The following is a 22499-nucleotide window of genomic DNA, read 5'->3' on the forward strand; positions in this document are numbered from 1 at the left end:
AGGCCGCACTGGAGCCTCAGGCTCGAGGAGTGCGAGACGCCGTTCCAGGCGTTCATCAGGAAGATGTGGCCTGCAAAGAGAAGGGCGTTCATCAGGGAGAACATCAAGATGGTTGCCAGATATGCCCCTGCCTATCTATTGGAAGAGGGATTCACGGTAGAGAGGGGGTCCGGGACATGAACTCAAATCAACGAGAGGAACTTAATTCAGGACTCCACAACCGGCAATTGCCGTCTCCTATGGGCACCTGCAAATTTTGGGCCATCCCCCATCAAATCAATATTCCCTTATTGCAGCCACGCTCCGCCAGTTTCCGCGCCCCCGCACCAGTCCGCCGCCCGGCCCACCTCGCCCCCCCGATTCACGAGGAGAGCTCCCCCGCCACCCTCCCCAGAACCTCGAGGAACGTCTTTACCTCCTCCTCGGTGTTGTAGAGGTAGAGCGACGCCCGGGCCGAGCCCTTTATCCCGCGCGCCGCGAACCAGGAGTGCACGCAGTGCTGGCCGGAGCGAATCATTATGTTCGCGACCTCGTCCAGAATCATCGCGATGTCATGCGGCTCCATTCCTTCAATATTGAAGCTCGTGATTCCGCCCCGCAGGGCCGGGTCGGCGGGGCCGAGAATTCTCGCCCCCGGGATTTCCTTCAGGCCCCTCGTGAGCATCGTGTTCAGCCTGACCTCGTGCTCGTGGACATTGCTCCTTCCTATGTTCATCAGATATTCAGCCGCCGCCGCGGCCCCTATCACGCCGGCGTAGTCCTGGAGACCGGCCTCGAACTTCGCCGGTGGCTTCAGCATTCTGTAGTCGTCGTAGGTGGTCCTCTCGACCGTGTCCCCGCCGACGATGAAGGGCCTGAGCGCGTCGAGGAGCTCGTATTTGCCGTAGAGCACTCCGGTCCCCGTCGGGCCGAGCATCTTGTGGACCGAGAATGCATAGAAATCCACATTCAGCTTCCTCACGTCCACCTCGCGGTGCGGCGCGCTCTGGGCCCCATCGAGGAGCACGACCGCGCCGTGGTCGTGGGCTATTTTAATGACCTCCTCCGCGGGGATTGTGTAGCCGTCCAGGTTGGAGGTGTGGACCATCGCGACCAGCTTCACCCTCCTGCTCATCAGCTTCTCGAAGGCCTCCAGGTCGAAGGTGCCGTCGTCCCTTGATTTGACGACGACATGCCTCACACCCTTCTCGTCGCGCAGCCTGAGCCACGGAACGAGATTTGAGTTGTGCTCCTTGTCCGTGGTGACGACGATGTCCCCCCTCTTCAGGTCGAAGGATCGCGAGACAAGGTTGAGCGCCTCGGTCGCATTGCGCGTGAAAACGATCTCCCTGTGCTCGTTGGCGTTGAGGAAGCGCCTCATCCTCTCCCGGCCCTCCTCGAACTTGACCGTGACCTCGGTCGCGAGCTTGTGCACCGACCGGCCCCCGCAGGCCGAGAGTCGGTTGTAGTAGTCGGTCATCGCCTCCACGACCTGACGGGGCTTCAGGGTCATGCAGGCGTTGTCTAGATAGATGATCGGCTTCCCGCCCACCTCCCTCTGGAGTACCGGGAAGTCGGAGCGAATTCTGGCGAGGTCCATGGTGACCCGAGAGCGCTGGTCCCTATTATTGATTTCCTTCCTCGACCCAGCCCCGCTTAGCCGGTCGCCTCGAACCCCACCGCCCCCAACTCGACCATCAGCGTCGTGTTGTACATGTCCCAGGCCCTGACGTGCTGGAGCAGCGAGGTCGCGGGCCTCATCGCGGTCAGCGTGTAGTCGAGCTTCACCGGCCTCTCTCTCTCGACGCCGTCCAGGTAGACCAGCGCCCTGTCCGCTCTCCTGAACTCATAGAAGCTTATTCTCCCTTCAGAGAGCAGCTCGCGGAAGTCGCTCTCGTCGAGCACGAAGCCCGTTGGCGCCCTGAGCTCGACCAGCACCATCCTGAGCATCCCGGCGGGGCCCCTGTATACGAGCTCCGCCTCCGCGACCACCACCTCGCCCAATGAGACCGTTGTGTTGTCGTAGCTGAGGCTCAGCTCCAGCTCCGGCGGCGGTAGGGGCATCGGCGCCGCCCACTCTATGTTCTGCTTCGTGTAGATGTGGTAGAACACACCTCCCTCGCCCGAGCTGCGGAGGCTGATGCTGACCTCCCTCGCCGCCACATTTCCCTCGCTGCTAAGGAACCAGGGCCTCAGGTCCATCATGTACGTCATGTCTTTGTTTTCATCATTGAAGCTTGCGCTCCCGACCAGCGTCCCGTTGGCCCTGACCTCGACCGTCATTGACTTCAAGGGCGTTATCTCGTCCAAGCTGTTCAGGGCTGTGAAGGCGACCGCGGTGTTGTGGGTTGAGCCCCAGTAGCCGCCAGCGCTCCTCTGGAGAACCAGGTACTTTGCCCCGGCCCTAACCAGCTCCGGCGAGCTCCCGGCCCTCGCGAGGGCCATCACCGCGTACCCCGTGGTCTCGACCGTGTTGTCGCTGCACCAGTACCAGCCCGGCTCCTTTTCCGCGTACTCCCAGTACCTCGCCCCCGAGGCCCCCTCCTTCACGGACGCGGCGAGCTTCTGGACGAGCGAGCTCCTGACGCTCCGGCTGCCCTCAGCCATCTCGAGCGCGTCGAGGCAAAGAGCGATGGTGAAGGACTCCGAGGCGCTCCCTATGTTCGCTTCGATGTATCTCACCGCTCTCTGGAGGGCGTCGCTCGAGCCGCTCAGGCCAGAGTAGGCCAGCGCGCGGGCGATGTAGGCGGTCGAGGCCAGCTTCTGGCTCTTCAGAGCGGAGTTCAGGGACCAGTGGCCGACGTCGGGTATCTCCCAGTGGCCGTCGGCGCCCTGCGCGGAGAGCAGGTAGGTCTGCAGGTCCGGGATTATGGAGGCATCGGCCAGGAAGCCGTTGTCCTGAAGGTCTTTGTACGCCTGCAGGGCCCAGGCGGTCAGCCATATATCGGGCGCCTCGCCCTGGTGCCACACGATCGCCCTTCCGTGCCCTCCCGTGTTCGAGCTCAGGTACTGGGCCTCGTGCTGGATGCCCATGTTGATAATGTCCCGGTAGCGCGTGACATTGGCCGGGTCGGGCCGGCCCTTCATGTAGTTCTCGTAGGCCACGATGTCCACCGAGAGGCGGGAGGTTGACTGCTCCCCGCAGCCCGAGACGATCTCGATGAACTGCTCCGCGCCGTCAAGGATGACCGACTCGACCCCGGCCTGTAATTTAACATAGGCCACCTCGCTTCCCGCGATTCTCCTCGGGTCGAGAGAGAAGGTCAAACGGGCGGTGTCGTCGTTCTCGAGAATTCCGTTCCTGATGTCCTCCACGAGCCTCCCGTCGGGCTCGACCGCGAGCTCCCTCACGACGATGTCCTGACGTCCGTCGGTGGTTCCGGTCACCCTGAGCCCGTGGACTCCGACCCTGAGCGCCTGGATTGTGAAGGCGACCGAGGAGACGGAGTTCGCCCCCACGACCACCGTGGAGGTGGGGGAGCTGACCATCCTGTACCAGTCCGAGGGCGAGAGCTCGACGAGCACCGTTCTCTCCTTGGACTCGTAGTTGAAAACCAGCACTCTGAATGTGAACCTGTCGTTCCTCACGATGGAGGCCGGGAGGTCGGGGTCGACGAAGAAGGGCTGGAAGACCACCAGGCTCCCGTTTCCCACGCCGACCCGGCCGTCCACCGTCGAGCCCAGCGCCTCGACGCGCCAGGTCGTGATCGAGTCAGGGGCGTGGAGGACAAGCCGGGCACTTCCGTCCTCGCCCGTGACAACCAGCGGGTTCCAGTACCAGAGCTCCGGGAACCAGGTCCGGACTGTGACCTCTCTACCCGGGCCGATGACGCCCCGGGGCTGGTACCCCATGCCCGCGCTCCCGTTGCCGGCCGCCGATGCTTCCCCCTTAGCGGGCTGCGGAGGCGCACCGCCGGAGCGCTCGGCCTGTCCTCGGTACATGTCGCCGTAGTAGCTCTCAGAGCCCGCTCTCGTGTAGCCGGTGAAGCTGAGGGGCTGGCTGGTGTCGGAGAAGGCCGCGGGACCATGCTGGGGGAAGAAGTAGAGCGCAGCGGGTACGGCTGCCGCAAGTATGAGAAGGGAGGCGAGTAGCGCCAGCGCGATTTTTCTGAACCTGATCCCGAGCTGGATGACGCCGAAGTAGCCAGCGACACCGAGTGCTGCAACGCCGAGGAGCACGCCCCTCGACACCTCCGTGTCGCCCCCTGAGACTGCACTGCCGGCGGATCTCACTTCCGATGAATAGGTGAGGATACCTGCGTCCGGGCGGTAGTCGCTGTAGAAGTCGGAGCGGAAGAGAGGCACCACCATCTCCACGGCCCTCAATCCGCCCCACACATAGGAGTAGATGCTGTACTGCTCGAACCCGGGGTCCTTCTGAAGGTCCTGGCGAATTTCCGCGAAGGCGCTCTCCCCGCCCATCGCGAGCAGGGCCTCGTCCACGATCGCGACTGCAAGGGCGGCGCTTGCGGGGTCCGTGCCGTTGAGCACATTGAACAGAAGCTCGACCTCCTCGCCGGGCCTGAGCTGCTGCTTCGATGGAGTGATGGTCACGTTGAGCTGGTTCGCTATCCCCACGCCGATCGCGGCGCGGTCGGTGGCGACGGTATATCTGCCCTCCAGCCTGTCTCCCGCCGGCCCTGACCCACCCCTGAAATAGTAGTAATAATAGTAGTCTTCGTATAAGCCGTAGTAATAGCTCTCGTACGACATGACAGAGAGCTTCCGCGCCTCAATTTCAATTGAGGGGACCATTTCCTCGGTCACCCTGAACGAGAGGTCACCCTTCCCCCCGACGAGCGCCACGCTCTTCTCAATGACAGGCTCTCCTTCGACGAGAACACTGACGAAAGCCAGTCCGGCGACGCCGTAGAGGTCGTCCTGGGGGTCCGCGTAGACTGTGACGCGGGCGGTCTCTCCTGCATTGTAGAACCTCTTTTCAGGAACGACCTTGACTGCCGAGATGTCCCAGAAGGAGTAGCTGGTGGTCTCTGCTGCTGAGGGGTCGCCTGTCCAGACCTTTAGCTCCAGAGTTTGCTCTTTGTTATAAATAAAGGTCACGCGCGCAATGCCCCGCTGGTCCGTCACGACCTCGGGCAGGGGCCTCTTGGCGCTCCATTTCTTTAGGGAGGGGGCCACGTGTGCCCCCTGCACCGGTGCTCCAAGCGGGTCCCTGACGAGGACCTGCGCCGTGAAGGGCTGGCCTGGCGTGGCGGTCTCCAGAATCGCGGTGGCGTAAAAGGCCTCTGGGCTTAGGACGATTGTGGTGTTTTTGGCCTCAGTGTGTCCACCTGTGTCCGTGACCTCGGCCCTGATGTCGAGATTGTACTGCCTGTATTTGTCTATCCAGGAATAACCTGTATAAGATATAAATTCCCGTGCTGGGGGGAGGGTGAAGGCGCACCTCCCCTCCCTCACCTCGGCCGTGGCGTTGCCGATTATTCTGTCCACCGCTCCCGTCTCCGTCTCGTACCAGTACCACATATCGCTCGAGTAGAGGCGCGCGGTTATTCTTGCCGAACCCTCCACCGGCTTTCCGAAGAAATAGCTCACGTATATCTCACCCGTCACAGGCCTGTCGAGGGTCAGAGGGCTGGAGACGTTCCTAAACTCTATCCCGAACTTTGGCAGGACGTACCGCTCCACCGGCACACTTTTGACCGTAAGGGCGGAGGTTGTGCTGGCCGAGACCCTGTACTCGCCCAGAGGAAGGATATCCGAGAGGGGGTAATCTAGGAATGTGACACCAAATTTGTTCGGGACGAGCGTTGTCCTGAAGAGCTTGTTCCCGGAGGGGTCGGAGATTTCATAGGTCACATTTTCGGTGTTGGCCGCGCCGGGCCAGAAGGAGAGGGTGCGGAGGCGCATCGTCTGCCCGGGCTGGTAGCGGGGCTTGTCCATCGTCAGGTATAATTTCGGGGGAACCCGGTCTTGAACGGAGGGCCTCTCACCTCCCTCCGGCGCCTTCGATGCGAAGGCGCCCGGGTCGGCCGAGAAGGCACCCGAGTAGGATGGTTGGTTGTAGACCTCAAGCCTCCTCTGAATCGTCTCCCTGCCCGCCACAACCGTGAGGAGGACCCTTCCGTCATACTCCGGGGCCCTCTCCCGCGCCCCGGACCCACCCGGCTGCTCCGGGACATAAAACCTCGCTTGGAGAACCCCAGCGTTGTCTGTTTTTCCATTGAAAAGCTCGAAGGTACCGCTGGAATTCGTGAGGTAGACCCTGACTTCCTGCCCTGGAAGGGGGTCGTTGTTCCTGTCAGCGGTGACCACAAGGAGCTCGTTCCCGCCGCCGCCGAAGAGGTAGGCGTCCGTAAAGACAAAGGCCCCCGTCGAGTAGGCGCCCGGCCGGAGGGTCCCGGAGTGGAGCGCCAGGACGGCCCCTCCGAAAACCGCTCCGAAGACCAATAGCCCACCAATCAGCAGCGCTCTGCCGGACCGTGACACTCTTTCTCTATCCCCGCTCACACCCATTCCTCCGGTCTTGCTGGCCAATCCTGTTGTTTGCTGTATATTAATTCATCTATGAATTGTAGCTTATATGTAGCCATGTAGCGTCCGGAACTGCAAATGTCGGGGGGCCCCGGGTCTTAAGATGGCTCCGACCTCGCGAGCAGCTCCTGCAGCATTCGGTCGACGTCCTCCATACCAGCGGTGTTCCCGTCCCAGTTCCTGAGCCTATCGCCATGCCTCTCCATTACCTTGTTAAGAATTGCCCTGACGTCCCTTCTCAACTCGGGGGCCTCATGGCCTGTAAAGACAAGGGCGATATACAGAGGGGGTGCGTGTTCAATAAGAATTCTGTGCTTCCCTAGACTTATCGTGCGGACGTTGTCCCGGCCCTCGGATTTGAAGGTGTGGAGGATGAACTGCTGGACCGCTGTCAGCATTCCGCCCGCGAGGTCCTCGTCCATGGCGGCTTCCGCCCTGCTGGCTGATGAGACCCTGATGCCGTTGTAGTCCATCAGGAAGACCTGCTCCAGCCTGCACTCCTTCCACTTCAGATCGGGGGCCAGCCATTCTACGAACCTTGTTCCCGAGTCATATATCGGCCTGAAGAACCAGGTCGAGATGACGACGATGAAAAATGTGAGGAGGCGTGCCTCACGCGTGACTGCTAAATTGAACATTACTGTGAGGACTGAAAGAATGGAATAGACCAAAGCCCCTAGTAACACGGAGGTGAGGAAAATCACGAGCCCGCTCCTTAGTATTATTTCCGTGTTCAGTATGTGGTATCGCAGCATCGCGTAGATTGCTATTCCCGATGAGAATGCCATGAAGTAGCCCGAGAGCCAAGTCACGTCCTGGCTGAGCAGAGGGGCGATGATTATGGAAAGGATGAGCCAGATAAAAGGAATCAGGAGAAAGACCACCATCAGCCCCTTCTGCGCTCTCGAGAGGGGGTTCCTTTCGAGCCTGAGGGTGTGAATCGAAAGGAACAGCACCGCGCCCAGCGCCCCTATCCAGAATATATAGAAGAGCCTGAAGACTGCGGGCTGGGCTAGTAGTAAAATCTGAATGATCGCGGGGATATAGAGCATCGATGGGGGCCATACCCTATCCACAAGCCACCTCGCCCTGCCAATATAAAGGAGAAGGAAGTGAATCTGAAGGGGGAAGAGGGTGACAATGAAGAGGGAATTCATTAGTGTCCAGAATAAGCGTGTCTGGGCGTCGGCGGAGAGAGTTATCATCGCCCAGGTCAGGGTTGTGACGCCCGCGAAATAAACGTAAATGGCAAGAATTCTCATTACGCGTGTGTGGGGAGTGAACAGGAGGAGGAAGTAGAGCATGAGGAAGGTCAAGAGGGCTCCGGTGATATTAGGTAGCGCCAGAGGCGTGAGCTCGTAGGCCAAGGAGGTCCCCCTAATCGATTATAAATGGACTTACGATAATGATAAGGATTGCTCCCGGGAGAAAGCAGGACTTTTCCCAGAAGATGGTCAAGAAGGAGAGACCCTAGGCGCGACCGGTTAGAGGGAACCGTGGCTTAAAGAATCACCAGCAGCACGAAGGTCATCAGGAGCGCGGCCATCAGCACAAGGGCCAGGAGGAGCATCCAGCGCGCTATTCCTGGGTCAGAACCATAGACAATCGGAATTGGTCCTATAAGAACCACCGCGCCCCCTCGTGTCCTCGCCCCTGCCGTTTCCAGCCGTGTGTCGGGCGAGCCACTGCCTGATTTCCTACTAGTATCTCCGCGCCAGAGCGCCCTCCAGACGTTACCCGCGTTGAGTGGAGCCTCATCCGGGGCCCCCTCCTCCCAGGCATCAGCCAAGCGCCGGAGAAATCCGGCGATGAGACACAGCCCCCCGGAGAAGAAGAGAAGAACCGCTAAAAAGGCAAGAGGGCCGGTGCCGTAGAAAAAGGGGATGAAGAGAGCGAGACCGGCTGCGCCCTCGCCCCTCAGCACGCTCAGTGCGAGGAGGGCGCCCCCGGCGGCGAAGAGGACGATCGAGACCCCAATGAGGCGCGGGCTCATACGTCTCAAAATGCGGGCGGGGCCTGATATCCCTTTCGGATGGCGGGGAAACCCCAAATACAGGGATGGCATCTACCGCACAGGGTTGTTCATGAAGCCGAGGCCGCGGAAGGGGGGTCCGGGCCCGTCCCTCAAACTACCGGACTTGTACATCGAGAATCAAGAGCCATTCTCGGAGTGGCTCATGCTCGAGTACAGGCACTGCATCGAGAGCTGGGAAGGGTTGATTTTCACAAATGTCCGTGATGAGAGGCTGATCGAGGCCCTCAGGCCCCTGAGCGTTGTTTATAAAGAAAGCGCGCGGGAGCTGGAGGGCTTCGACCCTAAGAGCACTCTTGTTCTCGACCCCGACGCAGAAAAGCCCCTCACCACCTCGGATGTCGACGCCTGCCGAGCGCTTGTCGTCGGCGGAATTCTGGGCAGCGAGGGCTTCACAGGAAAGACCAGGGAGCTTGTCACAAAAAAGCTGGAATGCCAGGCTCGGAATTTGGGTCCACGACAGCTATCCATTGACAGCGCTGTGGTGGTGGCAAGACTCATCGCACTAGGTATGAGGCTCGAGGACATCGAACTGACCTCGGAGGTTGAGGTGAGGCACGACGTGGGTCACAGCACAGTCCTGCCTTACGCCTACCCGATTCTCAACGGAAAGGTGATATTCACCCCCGGCCTTGCGGAGTACCTGAGGAAGCACTGATGCCCCGCGCGCTCTCAGGCGATTGCATTGTCCGGGCGAGCCCCACAGACCCCACGGTTGTGGGAGACGGGGACGCAAGGGACTTTGCCAGGGGGTAGAGCGATACAAGCTTGGGGAAAAATGAAGGATGCCGGAACTCCGGGAGGCTCCACCGGAAAAACAGGCCTCGCAATACTGCCCGGAGCGGGGGGCCTCAACGGCCGGCTCGCGGTGCTCGTGGCGATCCTAGCCGTAGGGACATCGGCCATCATGATTCGCTACGCGCAAAGTGGCCCCCTGACGATCGCCTTCTACCGCCTTCTATTCACCACCTTGATACTGGTCCCGTGGGTGGCGCTCAGGGAGAGGGGCGCGATGGGGAGTCTTGACAGGGCGCGCGTCGCCAGGTTGGGTGTGGTAGGGCTTGTGCTGGCGGCCCATTTCTCCCTTTGGGTAACGTCGGTGAAGCTGACGACGGTGGCAAACAGTGTGGTTCTCGTGACCACACACCCGCTGATGGTCGCCGCAATATCGACGGTTTTTCTAAAAGAGAGGCCGGCCGGGCCGGCGCTCCTTGGAGGGCTGCTCGCCAGCGCGGGCGTGGTGATGATGTTCTCCGGGGACCTCGGCACCGGGGGTCTGCTGGGGGACGCACTCGCCCTTCTCGGGGCCGTGGCCGCCGGAACATACATAGTCGCGGGGAGGTCGGAGAGAAGGGCCTTGCCCACCGGGACCTACTGCATCGTCGTCTACGGCTTCACCACGCTATTCCTGCTCCCGCTCGCCTTCTGCGAGACGCGCCTTCTCCCCACCGCGCAGACGGACTGGGTCTGGTTCGTGGCGATGGCCGCGGTGCCCGGAATTCTGGGCCACACGCTCTATAACTACGCGCTGGGGCATGTCCCGGCCTTCTTCGTTTCCACATCCCTTTTAGGCGAGCCCATAATCTCCTCCCTTCTCGCCGCGCTGCTCTTCACTGAGATTCCATCAAAGTGGACGCTTCTGGCGGCGCCGCTGGTATTCGCCGGGATAGTGATGGCTTCTTGGAGGCGATAGAGCCGGGGCCGAATCGGAGTGTCTTCAGGGCCCGGCCGGCGGCGGGGAAGGCGGCGGGAGCTGTGGCCCTTGTGGAGCAGCCGGCGAAACCGGAGTTCCCTGAGCCGCCGGGAGAGCGGCGGGCGGGGGCGGGGCTGGCTCCGGAGGCGGAGGGGGCGGCGCGGGAGGGGCAGGGGGCTCCGCGGGCGGGGACGCCGGAGGGGGCGGTGGCGACGGAGGCGCGGCCGGTGGCGGGGCCGGCGGGGGTGGAGTAGCCGGCGGCGCAGGATATGGAGGCTGGGCCGCCGCTGGTTGCGCGGGCTGGGCTGGGGGCTTCCTCCTCATCATGGCTGCGCCCGCGCCCACAAGCACGAGAATCACCACGACCAGCACAATCAGCCAGAGTGGAATTCTTCCTCCGGCCGGGGCGGCCGCGGGCTTCTTCGGGACCGTGGCCGAGACCGGAGCTGTGGCGTTGCTGCCTCCGACGCTGTTGCGCGCTAGAACCGCATAGTAGTAGGTCTCGCCGGCTTTCACGTTTGCATCAATGTATGAGGTCACGTTCCCGAGCTCCGTCAGAAGCGTCATGTTGGCGGCGCTCGGGCCCCTGAGAACCACATAGGCGGTTATCGGACTGCCACCGTCCCTCGAGGGTGCGCTCCAGCTCAGGGTGATTCTGTCCTTTGAGGCGACGGCCCGGAGGTTCTCCGGAGTGTCTGGCGCGGTCGCAATCAGCTCTCCCTCGATTATCACGGTCGAGTTCATCAGGTTGAGCCAATTGCTCGGCCTGATGACCATCGTCTGGTAGGGGCCGATGGTTATGCCCTTGCGCGTCACATTTGGCAGGCCGGTCGGTCTGTAGCTCGAGTTCCAGGTCTCCTCCATTATCACATTCCCCTGGAACTCGACGTCGAAGCTGAAGCTGTGCGGGCCGTTGTTGAAGAAGACGAGCGAGTTCAGGTCCGGGGTTGTGTTGATGACCGCCTCAGAGTCGCTGAAGAGGTCTGCGTTCTGTATCTTATAGACCCTCTCGCGAGGTCTGCGCTGCTCCGTCCCCATTTTTTTAACGAGCGTGGCGTTGTAGACCTTCTCGCTGTCCGTGGTTTTGTAGGAGAGGCGGCTCTGGAGCGGGTTGTCGCCATCGTAGCTCAGTCTGAGTGTGTCTCTGGTCCCGTTTTTAACGCCCGCTCCCTCCAGAGCGAAGCTCGAGTTCCCGTCCACGAGCTGTGCCCAATTGTAGGAGCCGTCACCGATGCCCTTGACGTGGGTGGTGTAGTTGCCCTGCGGGAGGTAGTAGCCCATTCCGCCGTACTCCCTCCCCTCCGAAAGAACAATGGGCGTGGCGTTGGGAATTCCTCCGGTCCACGTCCCGTTCTCCTCAATCGCGAGCCTGCGGCCCTCGCTGTCCTCGATGGTGGTTGTAGCGGAGCCGAATATCCAGTCCATTATGCCATCGACGGAGAGGGGCAGGGAGCGGTCGTCGTTGACCTTCCTGAAAGGTATGAAGACCATGCCCTGCGTACCGCCCCACCTGTCCCCGCCCGCCATGTAGAACTCCCAGGACCAGTAGGTGCCGGACTTGTTTATCTCGATATAGGGCGGGTAGTTGTCCGGGAAGCCCCAGTTCAGGACGGCGTCCACCGCCGTTTCTGGTTTGGAGAAGGCGGGCCTGTTGGAGTCGTAGACATAGATTCGCGTGTGCGTGGAGTCGACGTCCTCGACAAGGTATGGCACCATCGCGTGCCCTGAGGTGCCGTCCACTATGGACACGATGCCGTAGGTCCCGTCGGCTATCGAGTTCCTGATCATGTCGACGCACATCTTCATCCCATCTGGCCCCCAGTTGCCGATGTGGTTCTCGATTATCCAGGCGAGCTGGGCGGAGGATATCTGGGAGCCGTGCATGAAGTCTATCCTCCGCTCCACCTCGCCGCCGAGTGTTAGATTCGGGGTGTGGTAGACCCCCGGCTGGAGGTCGGTGGTGCGCACCACGCCGTTCTTGATTTGAAGCGCCGTGGCGCTGTAGCCGTAGCAGCGGCCGTTGCGCGCCAGGTACCAGTAGCCGACGCCGTAGACGATGGCTGCGAACGGGTCGGGGGCAATCGGCTGCTCGACCTCATAGCCCAGGCACTCCCAGCCGTCCCACGGGGTCCAGTAGGGGATGCCGATGCAGACCCAGATGTTGATGTAGACTTCGTCGGAGCCAAATGTGTCCTTGTAGTTGCCATCCTCCCAGAAGGCCCATGGGTAGGAGAGCTCGCCTTTGCCACTGTTGGGGAAGGAGAAGGCCCACTCGTAGCAGAACTCCGGAACAGGGTAGATATTGATGGCGCGCGCGTGGGTGTCCTCGCCGGCGTTCGTCTTTACCTTTACATGACCGGGTCTGTGAGGAATTCCCGCGTGGAGGGTGAAGTTGAAGGAGTGGTCCGGGTCGAGCTCCGTCGGCGTCGGTGCCGTCAGCACCGTGGCGGCCAGAACGTCATTGATGAAGACCTGCGCGCCCATCAGGTTAGACCCCTCGATGTGTATCTTCATTCCCGCCATCGCTCGGGGCGGGCTGAAGTTTGTGATTGTGGGTGGGAGTGGCGTGACCTTGATGGTGACCCGAGAGATGTTGTCGAAGGACGGTGTCGTGGCCTCCTTGCCGTCCCAGACCTCGAGCTCGAATATGAAGTGGACGGTGTAGTCCCTTATGTTGGGTGTGAAGTAGGGTCTGGCTGTGTGGCTGTTGTGAAGAGTCACCGGGTACTCTTCCGGCTCCGTCTGCCTCCAAGTGTAGAACAGCGCGTCTCCGTCGGGGTCCCTGCTCCGGGAACCATCGAGGTGGACGGTGGTCCCCTCCACCACATCCTGATTGGGCCCGGCGTTGGCCACGGGGGCTCTGTTGAACGGTGTCTCCGTGTAAATGCAGAAGGGGTTGTTGCTCTGCGAGGACTTCTTCGTGTTGTCTGTTTTTATCAGCTCAACCTTGATTTTGGCCTGCTCCGTGTCTATGAGAGGGGCGGTCCAGGTTATTGAAGAGGCAGTGCTGGAGGCATTGAGAATGTTACTCCAGCTCGTGCCGTTGTTCTCGGAGAGGTATATCTTGAACTCCCTGACCTGGGAGCGGGGCCCGGTGGTGCTCCACTTTATGGTGTACCTCTCCCCGCCCCCTATGATGAGGCCGCGCGGAACATAGGGGTTCGGGTCAATCAGTGAGACGGTCACGGTGTTCGGGTCCGATATAATCGTGCAGGGGCCGTCGCTGATGTCGCTGGCGAAGACATAACCGTCCAGGTGGGAGTTCTCGAGCTTTATGAAGACGTTTTCCGAATTGATTGAGGTGGGAACGTTCCAGGTGTGGCTGAAGTCGTTATCGGTGGACGCAATCATGGTCCAGCTCGAGCCTCCGTTGATAGAGTAGTAGATGTTGATTCCGTATATAACGTCGTGTGGGTCGTTCACGGTCACCCACGTGATCTCGAAGGGCTGGCCGCCGACCAGAACCTCCCCGCCGTTAGGCTTCTTCAGGATTATGATGGGGGATTTGAGTGTTATTTCAGAGGTCGTGTTCTCGGCGAGCACGGTGGCGTGGCTCGAGAGGGCCTGGATTTTGTACTGGAGGGTCGCCTCCTCGTAGAAGGGGGGGGCGAGCCACACGCCCCCCTGCGTGGGCGGCATGCTGTTATAGAACCCGCCCATGTCTTGCCATGAGCCCCAGCTCCCGTTGTCCTTCACCCTCCACTGGAGCTTGAGCGCAGCCACATGGTCATCAGGGTCGTACATGTCCCATCTGAGTCTGAAATAGCTCCCCCCGCTCACCTCCGACGGCACCTCCGTGAACCGCAGGACGAGCTTGGGAATGATTGTGAAGTTCGCGTCGCTGACGTCCCTGGCCCAGACTTCGTACGGAGGCAGCATGCTGGAGACAAGGGTCGCCCGAATTCTTGCGGCGGTGGTGTTCAGGCTGAGCGGAATCGTCCAGTTGTAGCTCCCTTTGCTCGTCATGATGGTGGCTATGGAATATGGATAGGACTCGCCACCGTCCGTGGAGAGCTCTAGCTTAACGCCCCCCTCGGGCGTGGACGCTATCCACGATATCCGGAACCTATCTCCACCGTATAACCTCTCCCCGCCGTTGGGGTCCTTTACCTCGATCGTCTGGGGCTTCGCCGCGGGCGCGAGCGGCTGCGCGAGGGGCAAAAGAAAGAGCAGGGCAGTCGCTAGCGCAATCCACCTGCACTTATTATATTTCATCAATCAACACCTTCCATTGATACCAATAGTCAGGAGGGTATAATGATATTTGTATATATATCATTGTCGGGGTTGTCGAAGCCCGTGAGAATGGGGCGGAAGACAATGCTCAGGGAGCGTGGGGGCGGGCTAGGCGAATGAATCTTTTGATATCGCGATGAGAATAAGAGCAATCAGCCCCAGTATCGAGGAGAGAAACAGAGGTCCTATGGATATCATACAGAATATTGCGCCCACGATTGCCACCGGAAAGGACTTCCTCTGGACGGCCATCGCGCCCCCAAGAAGGATAAGGCAGCCAAAAACGATCTCAATGGCTGCGCAGACTAAGAGGAAAGCGCCCGCCTCGCCGATTATACTCATTACCGCGCCGCCCGCGAAACCGATGAGCGCTCCATTGATGAGGGCCAGAATGCCCCCGATAATCAGAAGCGCCCCACCCGCAACGGGGGCGCTTGACCGCTCCTTCGGTGCCTGATAGCCATATGGATAGGGGGCGCCGTAGGGCGGGGGCGGCTGGTAGGCGGGGCCGGGACCATAGGCGGGCTGGGGAGGGGGCTGGTAGGGAGGCTGGGGCTGAGTGTACAGCACCGCTCCGCAGAACGGGCAGCTGGGCCTCCCCTCTGATATCTCTGCTCTGCAAGCCGGGCACTGCGTGAGAATTCCTCCGGAGCGGGATTGGCGTCAGCATTTATATAACTATTGAAAATTCACTCATCCGCCCGAGAACACCCAACGAGGGCCCGCCGGGAGCTGTTCACCGGTAGAGCCCCTCCTTATCCGCCAGCTTCTCGAGGCGTCGAATTCTCTCCTGAATTGGGGGATGAGTGGAGAATATGTTGAGGAGGCTGCTACCCCTGAAAGGGTTCACGATGAAGAGCGAGGAGTGGGCAGGGCTGGCGTGGTCCGCTCTCATGGGCCTCTGGAGGTTGCTTGCCTCGAGCTTCTCCAGCGCGCGGGCTAGCGCAAGAGGTTTGCGTATCGTCAAGGCCCCCACCCTGTCGGCCTTGTACTCCCTGCTGCGCGATATCGCGAGCTGGACGAGCATTGCGGCAATGGGGGCGGTGATGGCGGCCACGAGCAGAACCGCGGGGTGAACGCGGCTCTCCCTCCTTCCAAATAGCGTCTGGTAGAGCACCATCCTCGCCGCAACTGAGATAATCGCCGCCGCGGTGGCCACCACGCTCATTAGAAGAATGTCTCGGTCCTTCACATGGGCCATCTCGTGCGCCATGACGCCCTCGAGCTCCTCGTCGCTGAGCATGTCGAGAAGCCCCTCGGTCGCCGCCACGACCGCGTGCTCAGGATCTCTGCCCGTGGCGAAGGCGTTGGGCGTGTAGGAGGGGATAATCGCCACGCGCGGCATCGGAAGCCCGGCCTCCTGTGATACCCACCTTACGATGCGAACGAGCCGCGGAGCCTCGCTCTCGCTAACGATTCTGGCATTGTAGGCCGCCAGAACCATCCTATCCGAGAAGAAGTAGGTGACCAGATTGAAGAGAACGAGGATAGGGACCATTATCATGAGAACCCAGTAATAGCCGCTGTCCGGCGGAATATAGCCCGTGTAGAGGAGGGCGTAGAAAATCGCATACGCTATCCCTATGAATACGAACCAGATGAGAGCGAAGACCAGGAATATCTTGATTCTCGGGCCCATCGCCCTTTCTATTGTGGCGCTCCTATTTAAAAATTTTGAGAAGAGGGGGCAAGGTTAATCGTGCCGCTCATTTATGGCTGAGATAGGAGCTGTTGGCATGCGACTCTCTCTCGCGCGAGCAAGAAGAGCTGGAGGAGGTGCGGCTGGTCCAAAGGTGGAGCGGCAGAAGGAGTTGTTGAGGAGAGCGAGGGCCGCTTCGAGAAGGGCATACGCGCCCTACTCTCACGTCCGTGTGGGGGCCGCGGCCCTTGCCGCCTCAGGAAGGATGTTCACCGGCTGTAACGTGGAGAACGCCTCCTACGGCCTCACGGTCTGCGCCGAGCGCGTGGCGATTCAGAGCGCCATTTCTGCGGGCGAGAGGGAGATAGTGGCGCTCGCGGTCTCCTCTCCGGACATGAGGGGAATCAGTCCCTGCGGGGCTTGCAGGCAGGTGATGGCCGAGTTCGCCAGTAGGGAGGGGCTGGTGGTGGTCATGGAGGGGGAGAGGGACCCGAGGGCGGTGGTGCTGGAGAAGCTGATTCCGCAGGCGTTTAAGCTGTCGAGACGGTAGGGCTTCTGTTATTCAGTCGATTATAATCTTAAAAGAATAAAATCCTTTACTGACGTGGACCCTTTAGTGAAGACGAGGGTCCTCCAGACAACATTGCTTGACACAATATAAAATTCAACGGCTCTAGCTGAAATCATTACCTGTTTGCCGCTCGTTACCTCAACGGTTACATTGGTATTTTTAAGATTTGATGTTCCTATATGAATGGTCATCTATTTGACCATTCAGCCATGTTTAATTATACAATTCGATGTTTATCCACCTCACTTTTATCTATTTTATCTCCCGGGCAAATATATCACCCGGCGGAGACTCTGGAGGGGTCGATACGATTGCCACCCGCGTCCTTCATTCCAAAGAATTCGCCGTCTGTTTCGTAATTTATGCCCTTCTTTCCCGTCTTGTCCTCTCTCAGATAATAGAAATCCTCCGTTGGATTATATATTGTGAAACAGTCGCCATTTGGAGCCTTATTATCTCTCCCTTCATCAACCAACCACACGTCTCTGCTCTCCCACCATTTTCCCGCGGTGGGACCTCCGCATTATCCCTCAAACGAAGGGTATTTTGCCTGCGCTCCCCCCAGGCTTTGACCGGCAATTGGCCCCACAACCATCCTGCAGTCCACGAGCAAAAGCAGCACAGGCGCCGCCTGCCTCATTTTTATAGTCCCTTCCCCCCTCCCTCATCGCGGCTCCATAAATATTTTGCGTTTTGCGACCCCAAACCCCCCCAGGAAGCCTGCATCCAAAAGAATTGCAGGACTGATTTTGTAGCACCCACGACAACAAAACACTTAAATTCCCCCTCCGCTCTGCGCCCGCTGAGGGCATAATAATGAAGCGCTTCATAACGAGCGAGAGCGTGACCGAGGGGCATCCGGATAAGATATGCGACCAGATATCCGATGCCGTACTGGACGCGATAATCAGAAAGGACCCCGATGCGCGGGTCGCCTGCGAGACAATGACCACGACAGGACTCGTCACCATCGTCGGCGAGATCACGACAAAGACCTACGTCGATTTCCAGAAGATAGTCAGGGACACAATCCGTGACATCGGCTACACGAAGTCTGACTACGGCCTCTCTTGGGAGTACTGCTCTGTGCTGGTTTCAATACACGAGCAGAGCCACGACATCGCAATAGGAGTCGACGAGACAGCGGACCACGAACAGGGCGCCGGGGACCAGGGGATGATGTTCGGCTACGCCTGCACCGAGACCCCGGAGCTGATGCCTATGCCGATAATGGTCGCACACAGGCTTGCAAAAAGGCTCTCGGAGGTCAGAAAGCGAAAGGTCCTGCCCTACCTCAGGCCGGACGGGAAATCACAGGTCACCATTGAGTATGAGGACGGCATACCGAGGAGGGTGGACGCGGTCGTGATCGCTGCCCAACACGACCCCGATATAGAGCTGAAGCAGATAAGGCAGGACATCATTGACGAGGTTATAAAGCCGGTCTGCGGAAAGATGATGGACTCGGCCACGAAGATATTCGTGAACTCGACCGGCCGCTTCGTCATCGGTGGGCCGCAGGGGGATTCCGGGGTCACTGGAAGGAAAATCATGGTCGACACATACGGCTCGGTGGGGAGGCACGGGGGAGGAGCCTTTTCGGGCAAGGACCCAAGCAAGGTCGATCGCTCCGCGGCCTACTACGCCCGCTACATGGCAAAGAACCTCGTGAAGGCCGGGCTGGCGGACAGGTGCGAAATTCAGCTCTCCTACACCATAGGCGTTCCCGAGCCCACCTCCATGTACGTCGAGACATTCGGCACCGGAAAGCTCCCTGAAGATAAGCTCATCGAGCTGCTCAAGAAGCACTTCAAGCCCTCGCCGAAAAACATGATCAAGGAGCTGGATCTCAAGCGCCCCATATTCAAGAAGACCGCGGCCTACGGCCATTTCGGCCGGGAGGACGACCCCGACTTCACTTGGGAGAGGACCGACAGGGCCGAGGCCCTGAGGAAAGACGCAGGAATCTGAGGGTTGTCTGGGGGACCTTACCCCCCAAAGTGGAGGGGGTATTGGAGAGCCCCTCCGGGGCAGCGCAATTCAGCCGTTATTCAGGGAGGGCTCCGGGCTACCGTCCCCGGGAGGCTAGTCCTGGACGGGCTCCGCGACTGGGACGCTCTCGGTGGCTCCGGGTTCTTTTTTCCTCCCCCTCCTGAAACGTGTGAGCAGAATTCCAGCGAGGGCAATGAAAATGAGTGTGAGTGCTCCCGCCCCTCCCACAATGATGACACTTATGGACGGCCCCGAAGGACTTGGGGCCGGAGCCGGTTCCCGCGCCTCGTGGACCTCCACCTCCACCGAGGCCTCAGCTCTCTCCCCGTCGTCGTCGGTCACTGTGACCCGCACCCTGTACTCCCCGGGCAGGTCGTAGGCGTGCGAGACGCTCGCTCCCTCTGCCCTCCGACCATCCCCGAAATCCCACTCGATTTTCAGGCGCGGCAGGTCCGAGGGTGTGTCGTTGGCATCAGCTGAGAAGTTCACTGCCTCGCCCACGCGCACCCTTGACGCTCCCGCGGAGGCGCTGACCACGGGCGCCGCGTTGCGCACGCTGACCGTCAGCTCCGTGGTGGCGCTCTCGCCGTCATCGTCGGTCACAGTCAGGACCACTTTGTACTTCTTCTTCTTGGCGAAGCTGTGCTCGACGGACTGGCCCTCAGCCGAGGAACCGTCGCCAAAGTCCCAGTGGTAGGTGAGCAAGGGGAGGTCGGAGGGTGTGTCAGTCACCCCCGTGGCCGTGAAGTTGACTGTCTCGTCCTCGAGCGGGTTCATTTTCGAGGCGCGGGCGGAGGCCGACGGGGGGATGTTGCGGACCTCCACGTCAACGCGTGTGGAGCTCTCCGCGCCGTCGTTGTCGCGCACCGTGAGCTTCGCTCTGTAGAACCCGGAGGAAGTATAGCTGTGAGTCGCGTCCGGGCTTGCGGACCAGTCCGTCACATTCCCATCGTCGAAGTCCCATCTGTAGACAAGTGAGAGGGCATCGGTCGGAGTGTCGCTTCCCGAGCCCCGCAGCTCGATTTCCGCGTCCTCCTCGGCCACAACGCTCTCTGTAAGGACCCTGCACGATGGGGAAAGGTTGCGCACGGTGACATTGCAGACGGCAGATGCCATAGCCCCGTCCCCATCCTTCACCATGAAGGTTGCGGTGTAGGTCCCGCTGGTGGTGTAGACGTGGGTGGCGGAGCTCTCGGGACCCCACTCCGACGAGTTACCGTCTCCAAAGTCCCACATATAGAGAAGGCCCGACCGGTCGTTGGGGGTGTCCGTTCCGATTCCTTGAAAGGTTACGGGGGCGTCTTCCTCGGTCTCCACCCTCTCAATATCCACGGCCCCGCTCGGGGGAAGGTTGAGGACGGTAATGTTCAGCGCTGCGCTCGAGGAGGCGCCCTCCCCATCGACAACTGTGAGGCGCGCAGTGTAGACGCCGCTAGCGGTGTAGGTGTGGGTTACATTTGGGCTTATAAGGGGCCCCATTTTCGGGCTGCCGTCGCCGAAGTCCCAGGTGAATCTCAATGAGGGTAGATCGGGCGGGGTATCGCTCGCCTTGCCCCTGAGCTCGACCGGCTCGTCCTCTGCGCATGTGAGAGGCCCCTCGACCTCCACACTTGGGGGCAGATTAATAACGCGGACGGAGAGCTCGTCTTGGGCAATAGCCCCCTCCGGGTCCCGCACCTGGAGAATGGCCTGGTATGTGCCGCTCTGGTTGAAAGAGCGGAGGAAGATTGGGGAGCGGCTCCAGCCGCTCGAGAGACCGTCGCTGAAGGACCAGTTGTAGCTCAGGTTGAGCAAGTCGCCCGGTGTGTCTGAGCTTAGGCTCCCGTCGAACATGACCTGCTCGGTCTCATTTGCCACAATATCCGGGCCCGCGCGGGCGGTCGGGATGAGGTTCTGGGCGTGGAGCAAGAGGCTCTCCTGCTGCCCCAGCGAGCCCTGCGCGTCCATGACCCTCAAGGTCGGGTAGTGCCTCACCCCACGCTCGTAGATGTGCTTGACAGGAGCTCCGGAGCCGGTTACGATATCGAATACGCCGTCCCCCTCGAAGTCCCACATATAGGTGGAGGCACCTCCACTTGCGGTGCAGGTGAGTGTGACCTCCTCACCCGGAGCGGGGCTGAGAGTTGAGGCGGAAAGGGAGGTTATCCTGGGCCCCCCGGTGCTCTCCGTGATATTGACAGTCGTGTTGAGCCGGACCCCCTTCAGAACCTGGATGATGCCGCTCGGCCACCGGACCTCAACCGTCACTGTCCCGGAGTAGGAGCCGAAGCCGAAAATCTGGGTCAGGGAGTTCTGGTGGGCGTGGCCACCAGTCCCGCCCTCGACCTCTCGGGTCTGGGTGAGGATGCCATTAGAGACTATTACCCGCGCCCCTATGGCCGCGCGGTTGCTTACGGTGCCCGTCAGACGTACCTTCAGCCAGCTGTTCTCGGTGCCTAGGTTCTTGAAGAGGTGAAGTTCCCTGGGCCCTTGATAAGGATATGTCCCCTCGGTCACGTGGTCCGGTTGGCCGTCATTGTTGTAGTCCGCCCACGCACAACCGATACCCGCCCAGACCCGGATTCCCGCTTCGGCGCCGACATCGGTGAAGGTCCCGTTCCCGTTATTGTGCCAGAGGTGTGAGAAGGCCCAGGAGTGGTAGCCCTTGACCTCAGGGACATAGAGGTCGAGCCAGCCATCGAGGTCGAAGTCGCACCACGCACCTCCGAATGTGTCGTCGTCCCTCCACTGGCCTTCCTGAACCGCACCATTGGGAATCGTCGGAATTCCGGCCCTCTCCCTGAAGTCCTCGAATCTGTAGGGGAACCCGAGGTTTCTCAGAAGCATCGGGTCATCGCATATCAGGGCCCTCTGTGTGGTTCCCATGTCCTTATGCGCCAGATTTCCCACCCAAAGGTCAAGGTCCCCATCGTTGTCGTAGTCGCCCCAGCAGGAGCCCGCGGTGTGGCCGTAGTAGGGCCCGGAGCCGTCAATGTAATAATCGGGGTCGCCGGAGGCGTTGGCCCAGGCCCCGAGGTCGGTGAAAGTACCGTCGTGGTTGTTGTGCCAGAGATAGTTGGGTGCGAGGAGGTAGTTGCCCGCGTATATGTCGGGCCAGCCGTCGTTGTTGTAGTCGGCGGCGCACACTCCCATTCCAGCATATGCGGGATTGAAGTCCTGAATGCCCGCGGCCCGCGTGACCTGTGAAAAGGTGCCGTCGCGATTGTTGTGCCAGAGCACGTCCTCGTACCAGACATTGTTCGCGTCCCGCCAATTCATGACATAAATGTCCAGATAACCGTCTCGGTCGTAGTCGAGCCAGCAGCACGCAAGGGATGGCCTCATTCCGTCGTCCATTCCCCCGGCCTCGGCAGAGGCGTTGACGAATCTATAATCCGGCGGACCGGCGTTTCTCCAGAGGGTGTCACGGTAGCTCTCGTTGTGGCCGACGCAGTAGAAGTCCAGGTATCCATCGTTGTTGTAGTCGCCCCAGACGGCATAACCATAGCTCCCGCTTATGCCGGCCTGAGATGTAACCTCGGTGAAGTCGTAGTCGGGGGGGCCGTTGTTCCGGAAGAGCTTCCAGCCCTTGACCAGCAGGTCCTCGTCGCCGTCATTATCATAGTCTCCCCAGGCATAAGAATCGCCCAGAACGCCTACGAGGCCCGCCGAGACGGTGGCATTGACAAATACGGCGGGAGCGGCCTTTGTTTGAATTCCCTGCTCGTCGGCCGGCAGCGAGGTGACGGGAATGAGGAGGGCTATAGCGAGACACAGGACAGCTCTTCGCCTCATCTTCCACACCCGTTCTTCCCATGATTTTTCTGGCATAGATAACTTTTGGTGCTGTCCCGAGACCTGCGCCGTGGTCGGGAGGGCTCCGCAA

General features: G+C 60.4%; 14 protein-coding genes. 5 read left to right on the plus strand and 9 right to left on the minus strand.

Annotation, left to right across the window (positions count from 1 at the left end; genetic code table 11):
• Positions 1-180 (plus strand): hypothetical protein (locus tag QW379_03890; GenBank protein ID MEM2869548.1); only part of this gene is annotated, 180 nt, incomplete at its 5' end.
• A 181-nt stretch (positions 181-361) separates the two neighbouring features.
• On the opposite strand, the gene QW379_03895 is transcribed toward QW379_03890, so the two are convergent.
• From QW379_03895 to QW379_03910, 4 genes are all read right to left on the minus strand, one after another.
• Positions 362-1579: an aminotransferase class V-fold PLP-dependent enzyme gene (locus tag QW379_03895; GenBank protein MEM2869549.1), complete on the minus strand. Its 1218-nt coding sequence runs from the start codon at positions 1577-1579 to the stop codon at positions 362-364.
• A 56-nt stretch (positions 1580-1635) separates the two neighbouring features.
• Positions 1636-6447, minus strand: a complete 4812-nt coding sequence (locus QW379_03900; GenBank protein MEM2869550.1) for an alpha-2-macroglobulin family protein — start codon at positions 6445-6447, stop codon at positions 1636-1638.
• Between the two features lie 122 nt (positions 6448-6569).
• Positions 6570-7838 (minus strand): hypothetical protein, encoded by a 1269-nt coding sequence (locus QW379_03905; protein ID MEM2869551.1) that lies wholly within the window; start codon positions 7836-7838, stop codon positions 6570-6572.
• Positions 7839-7972: 134 nt separating this feature from the next.
• Positions 7973-8464 (minus strand): DUF131 domain-containing protein, encoded by a 492-nt coding sequence (locus tag QW379_03910; GenBank protein MEM2869552.1) that lies wholly within the window; start codon positions 8462-8464, stop codon positions 7973-7975.
• 91 nt (positions 8465-8555) lie between these two features.
• Here QW379_03910 and QW379_03915 point away from each other — a divergent pair, with 91 nt between their 5' ends.
• Together QW379_03915 and QW379_03920 are read left to right on the plus strand one after the other, a co-directional pair.
• Positions 8556-9161 carry a hypothetical protein gene (locus QW379_03915; GenBank protein ID MEM2869553.1) on the plus strand — a complete coding sequence of 202 codons (606 nt, stop codon included), beginning with the start codon at positions 8556-8558 and terminating at the stop codon, positions 9159-9161.
• A gap of 120 nt (positions 9162-9281) precedes the next feature.
• Positions 9282-10196 (plus strand): DMT family transporter, encoded by a 915-nt coding sequence (locus tag QW379_03920; protein ID MEM2869554.1) that lies wholly within the window; start codon positions 9282-9284, stop codon positions 10194-10196.
• A gap of 24 nt (positions 10197-10220) precedes the next feature.
• Here the strand turns inward: QW379_03920 and QW379_03925 are convergent, their stop codons facing one another.
• From QW379_03925 to QW379_03935, 3 genes are all read right to left on the minus strand, one after another.
• Positions 10221-14411: a PKD domain-containing protein gene (locus QW379_03925; protein ID MEM2869555.1), complete on the minus strand. Its 4191-nt coding sequence runs from the start codon at positions 14409-14411 to the stop codon at positions 10221-10223.
• Between the two features lie 129 nt (positions 14412-14540).
• A complete protein-coding gene (locus QW379_03930) occupies positions 14541-15002 on the minus strand; it encodes a hypothetical protein (GenBank protein MEM2869556.1) in 462 nt (153 codons plus the stop codon).
• 166 nt (positions 15003-15168) lie between these two features.
• A complete protein-coding gene (locus QW379_03935) occupies positions 15169-16071 on the minus strand; it encodes a zinc metalloprotease HtpX (protein MEM2869557.1) in 903 nt (300 codons plus the stop codon).
• A 97-nt stretch (positions 16072-16168) separates the two neighbouring features.
• Here QW379_03935 and QW379_03940 point away from each other — a divergent pair, with 97 nt between their 5' ends.
• Positions 16169-16621: a cytidine deaminase gene (locus QW379_03940; GenBank protein MEM2869558.1), complete on the plus strand. Its 453-nt coding sequence runs from the start codon at positions 16169-16171 to the stop codon at positions 16619-16621.
• Between the two features lie 298 nt (positions 16622-16919).
• On the opposite strand, the gene QW379_03945 is transcribed toward QW379_03940, so the two are convergent.
• The gene (locus QW379_03945) at positions 16920-17117 is read right to left on the minus strand and encodes a hypothetical protein (protein ID MEM2869559.1); all 198 of its coding nucleotides are present in this window, start codon (positions 17115-17117) and stop codon (positions 16920-16922) included.
• A 341-nt stretch (positions 17118-17458) separates the two neighbouring features.
• Here QW379_03945 and metK point away from each other — a divergent pair, with 341 nt between their 5' ends.
• On the plus strand, positions 17459-18613 hold the full coding sequence (metK, locus tag QW379_03950) for a methionine adenosyltransferase (GenBank protein ID MEM2869560.1): 1155 nt from the start codon (positions 17459-17461) through the stop codon (positions 18611-18613).
• A gap of 114 nt (positions 18614-18727) precedes the next feature.
• Here metK and QW379_03955 read toward each other — a convergent pair whose 3' ends face one another.
• The gene (locus QW379_03955) at positions 18728-22408 is read right to left on the minus strand and encodes a PKD domain-containing protein (protein ID MEM2869561.1); all 3681 of its coding nucleotides are present in this window, start codon (positions 22406-22408) and stop codon (positions 18728-18730) included.
• Positions 22409-22499 lie beyond the last annotated feature (91 nt).

It is taken from the genome of Thermoplasmata archaeon, from assembly GCA_038851035.1.
In the GTDB taxonomy this organism is placed as follows: Archaea; Thermoplasmatota; DTKX01; order VGTL01; family VGTL01; genus JAWCLH01.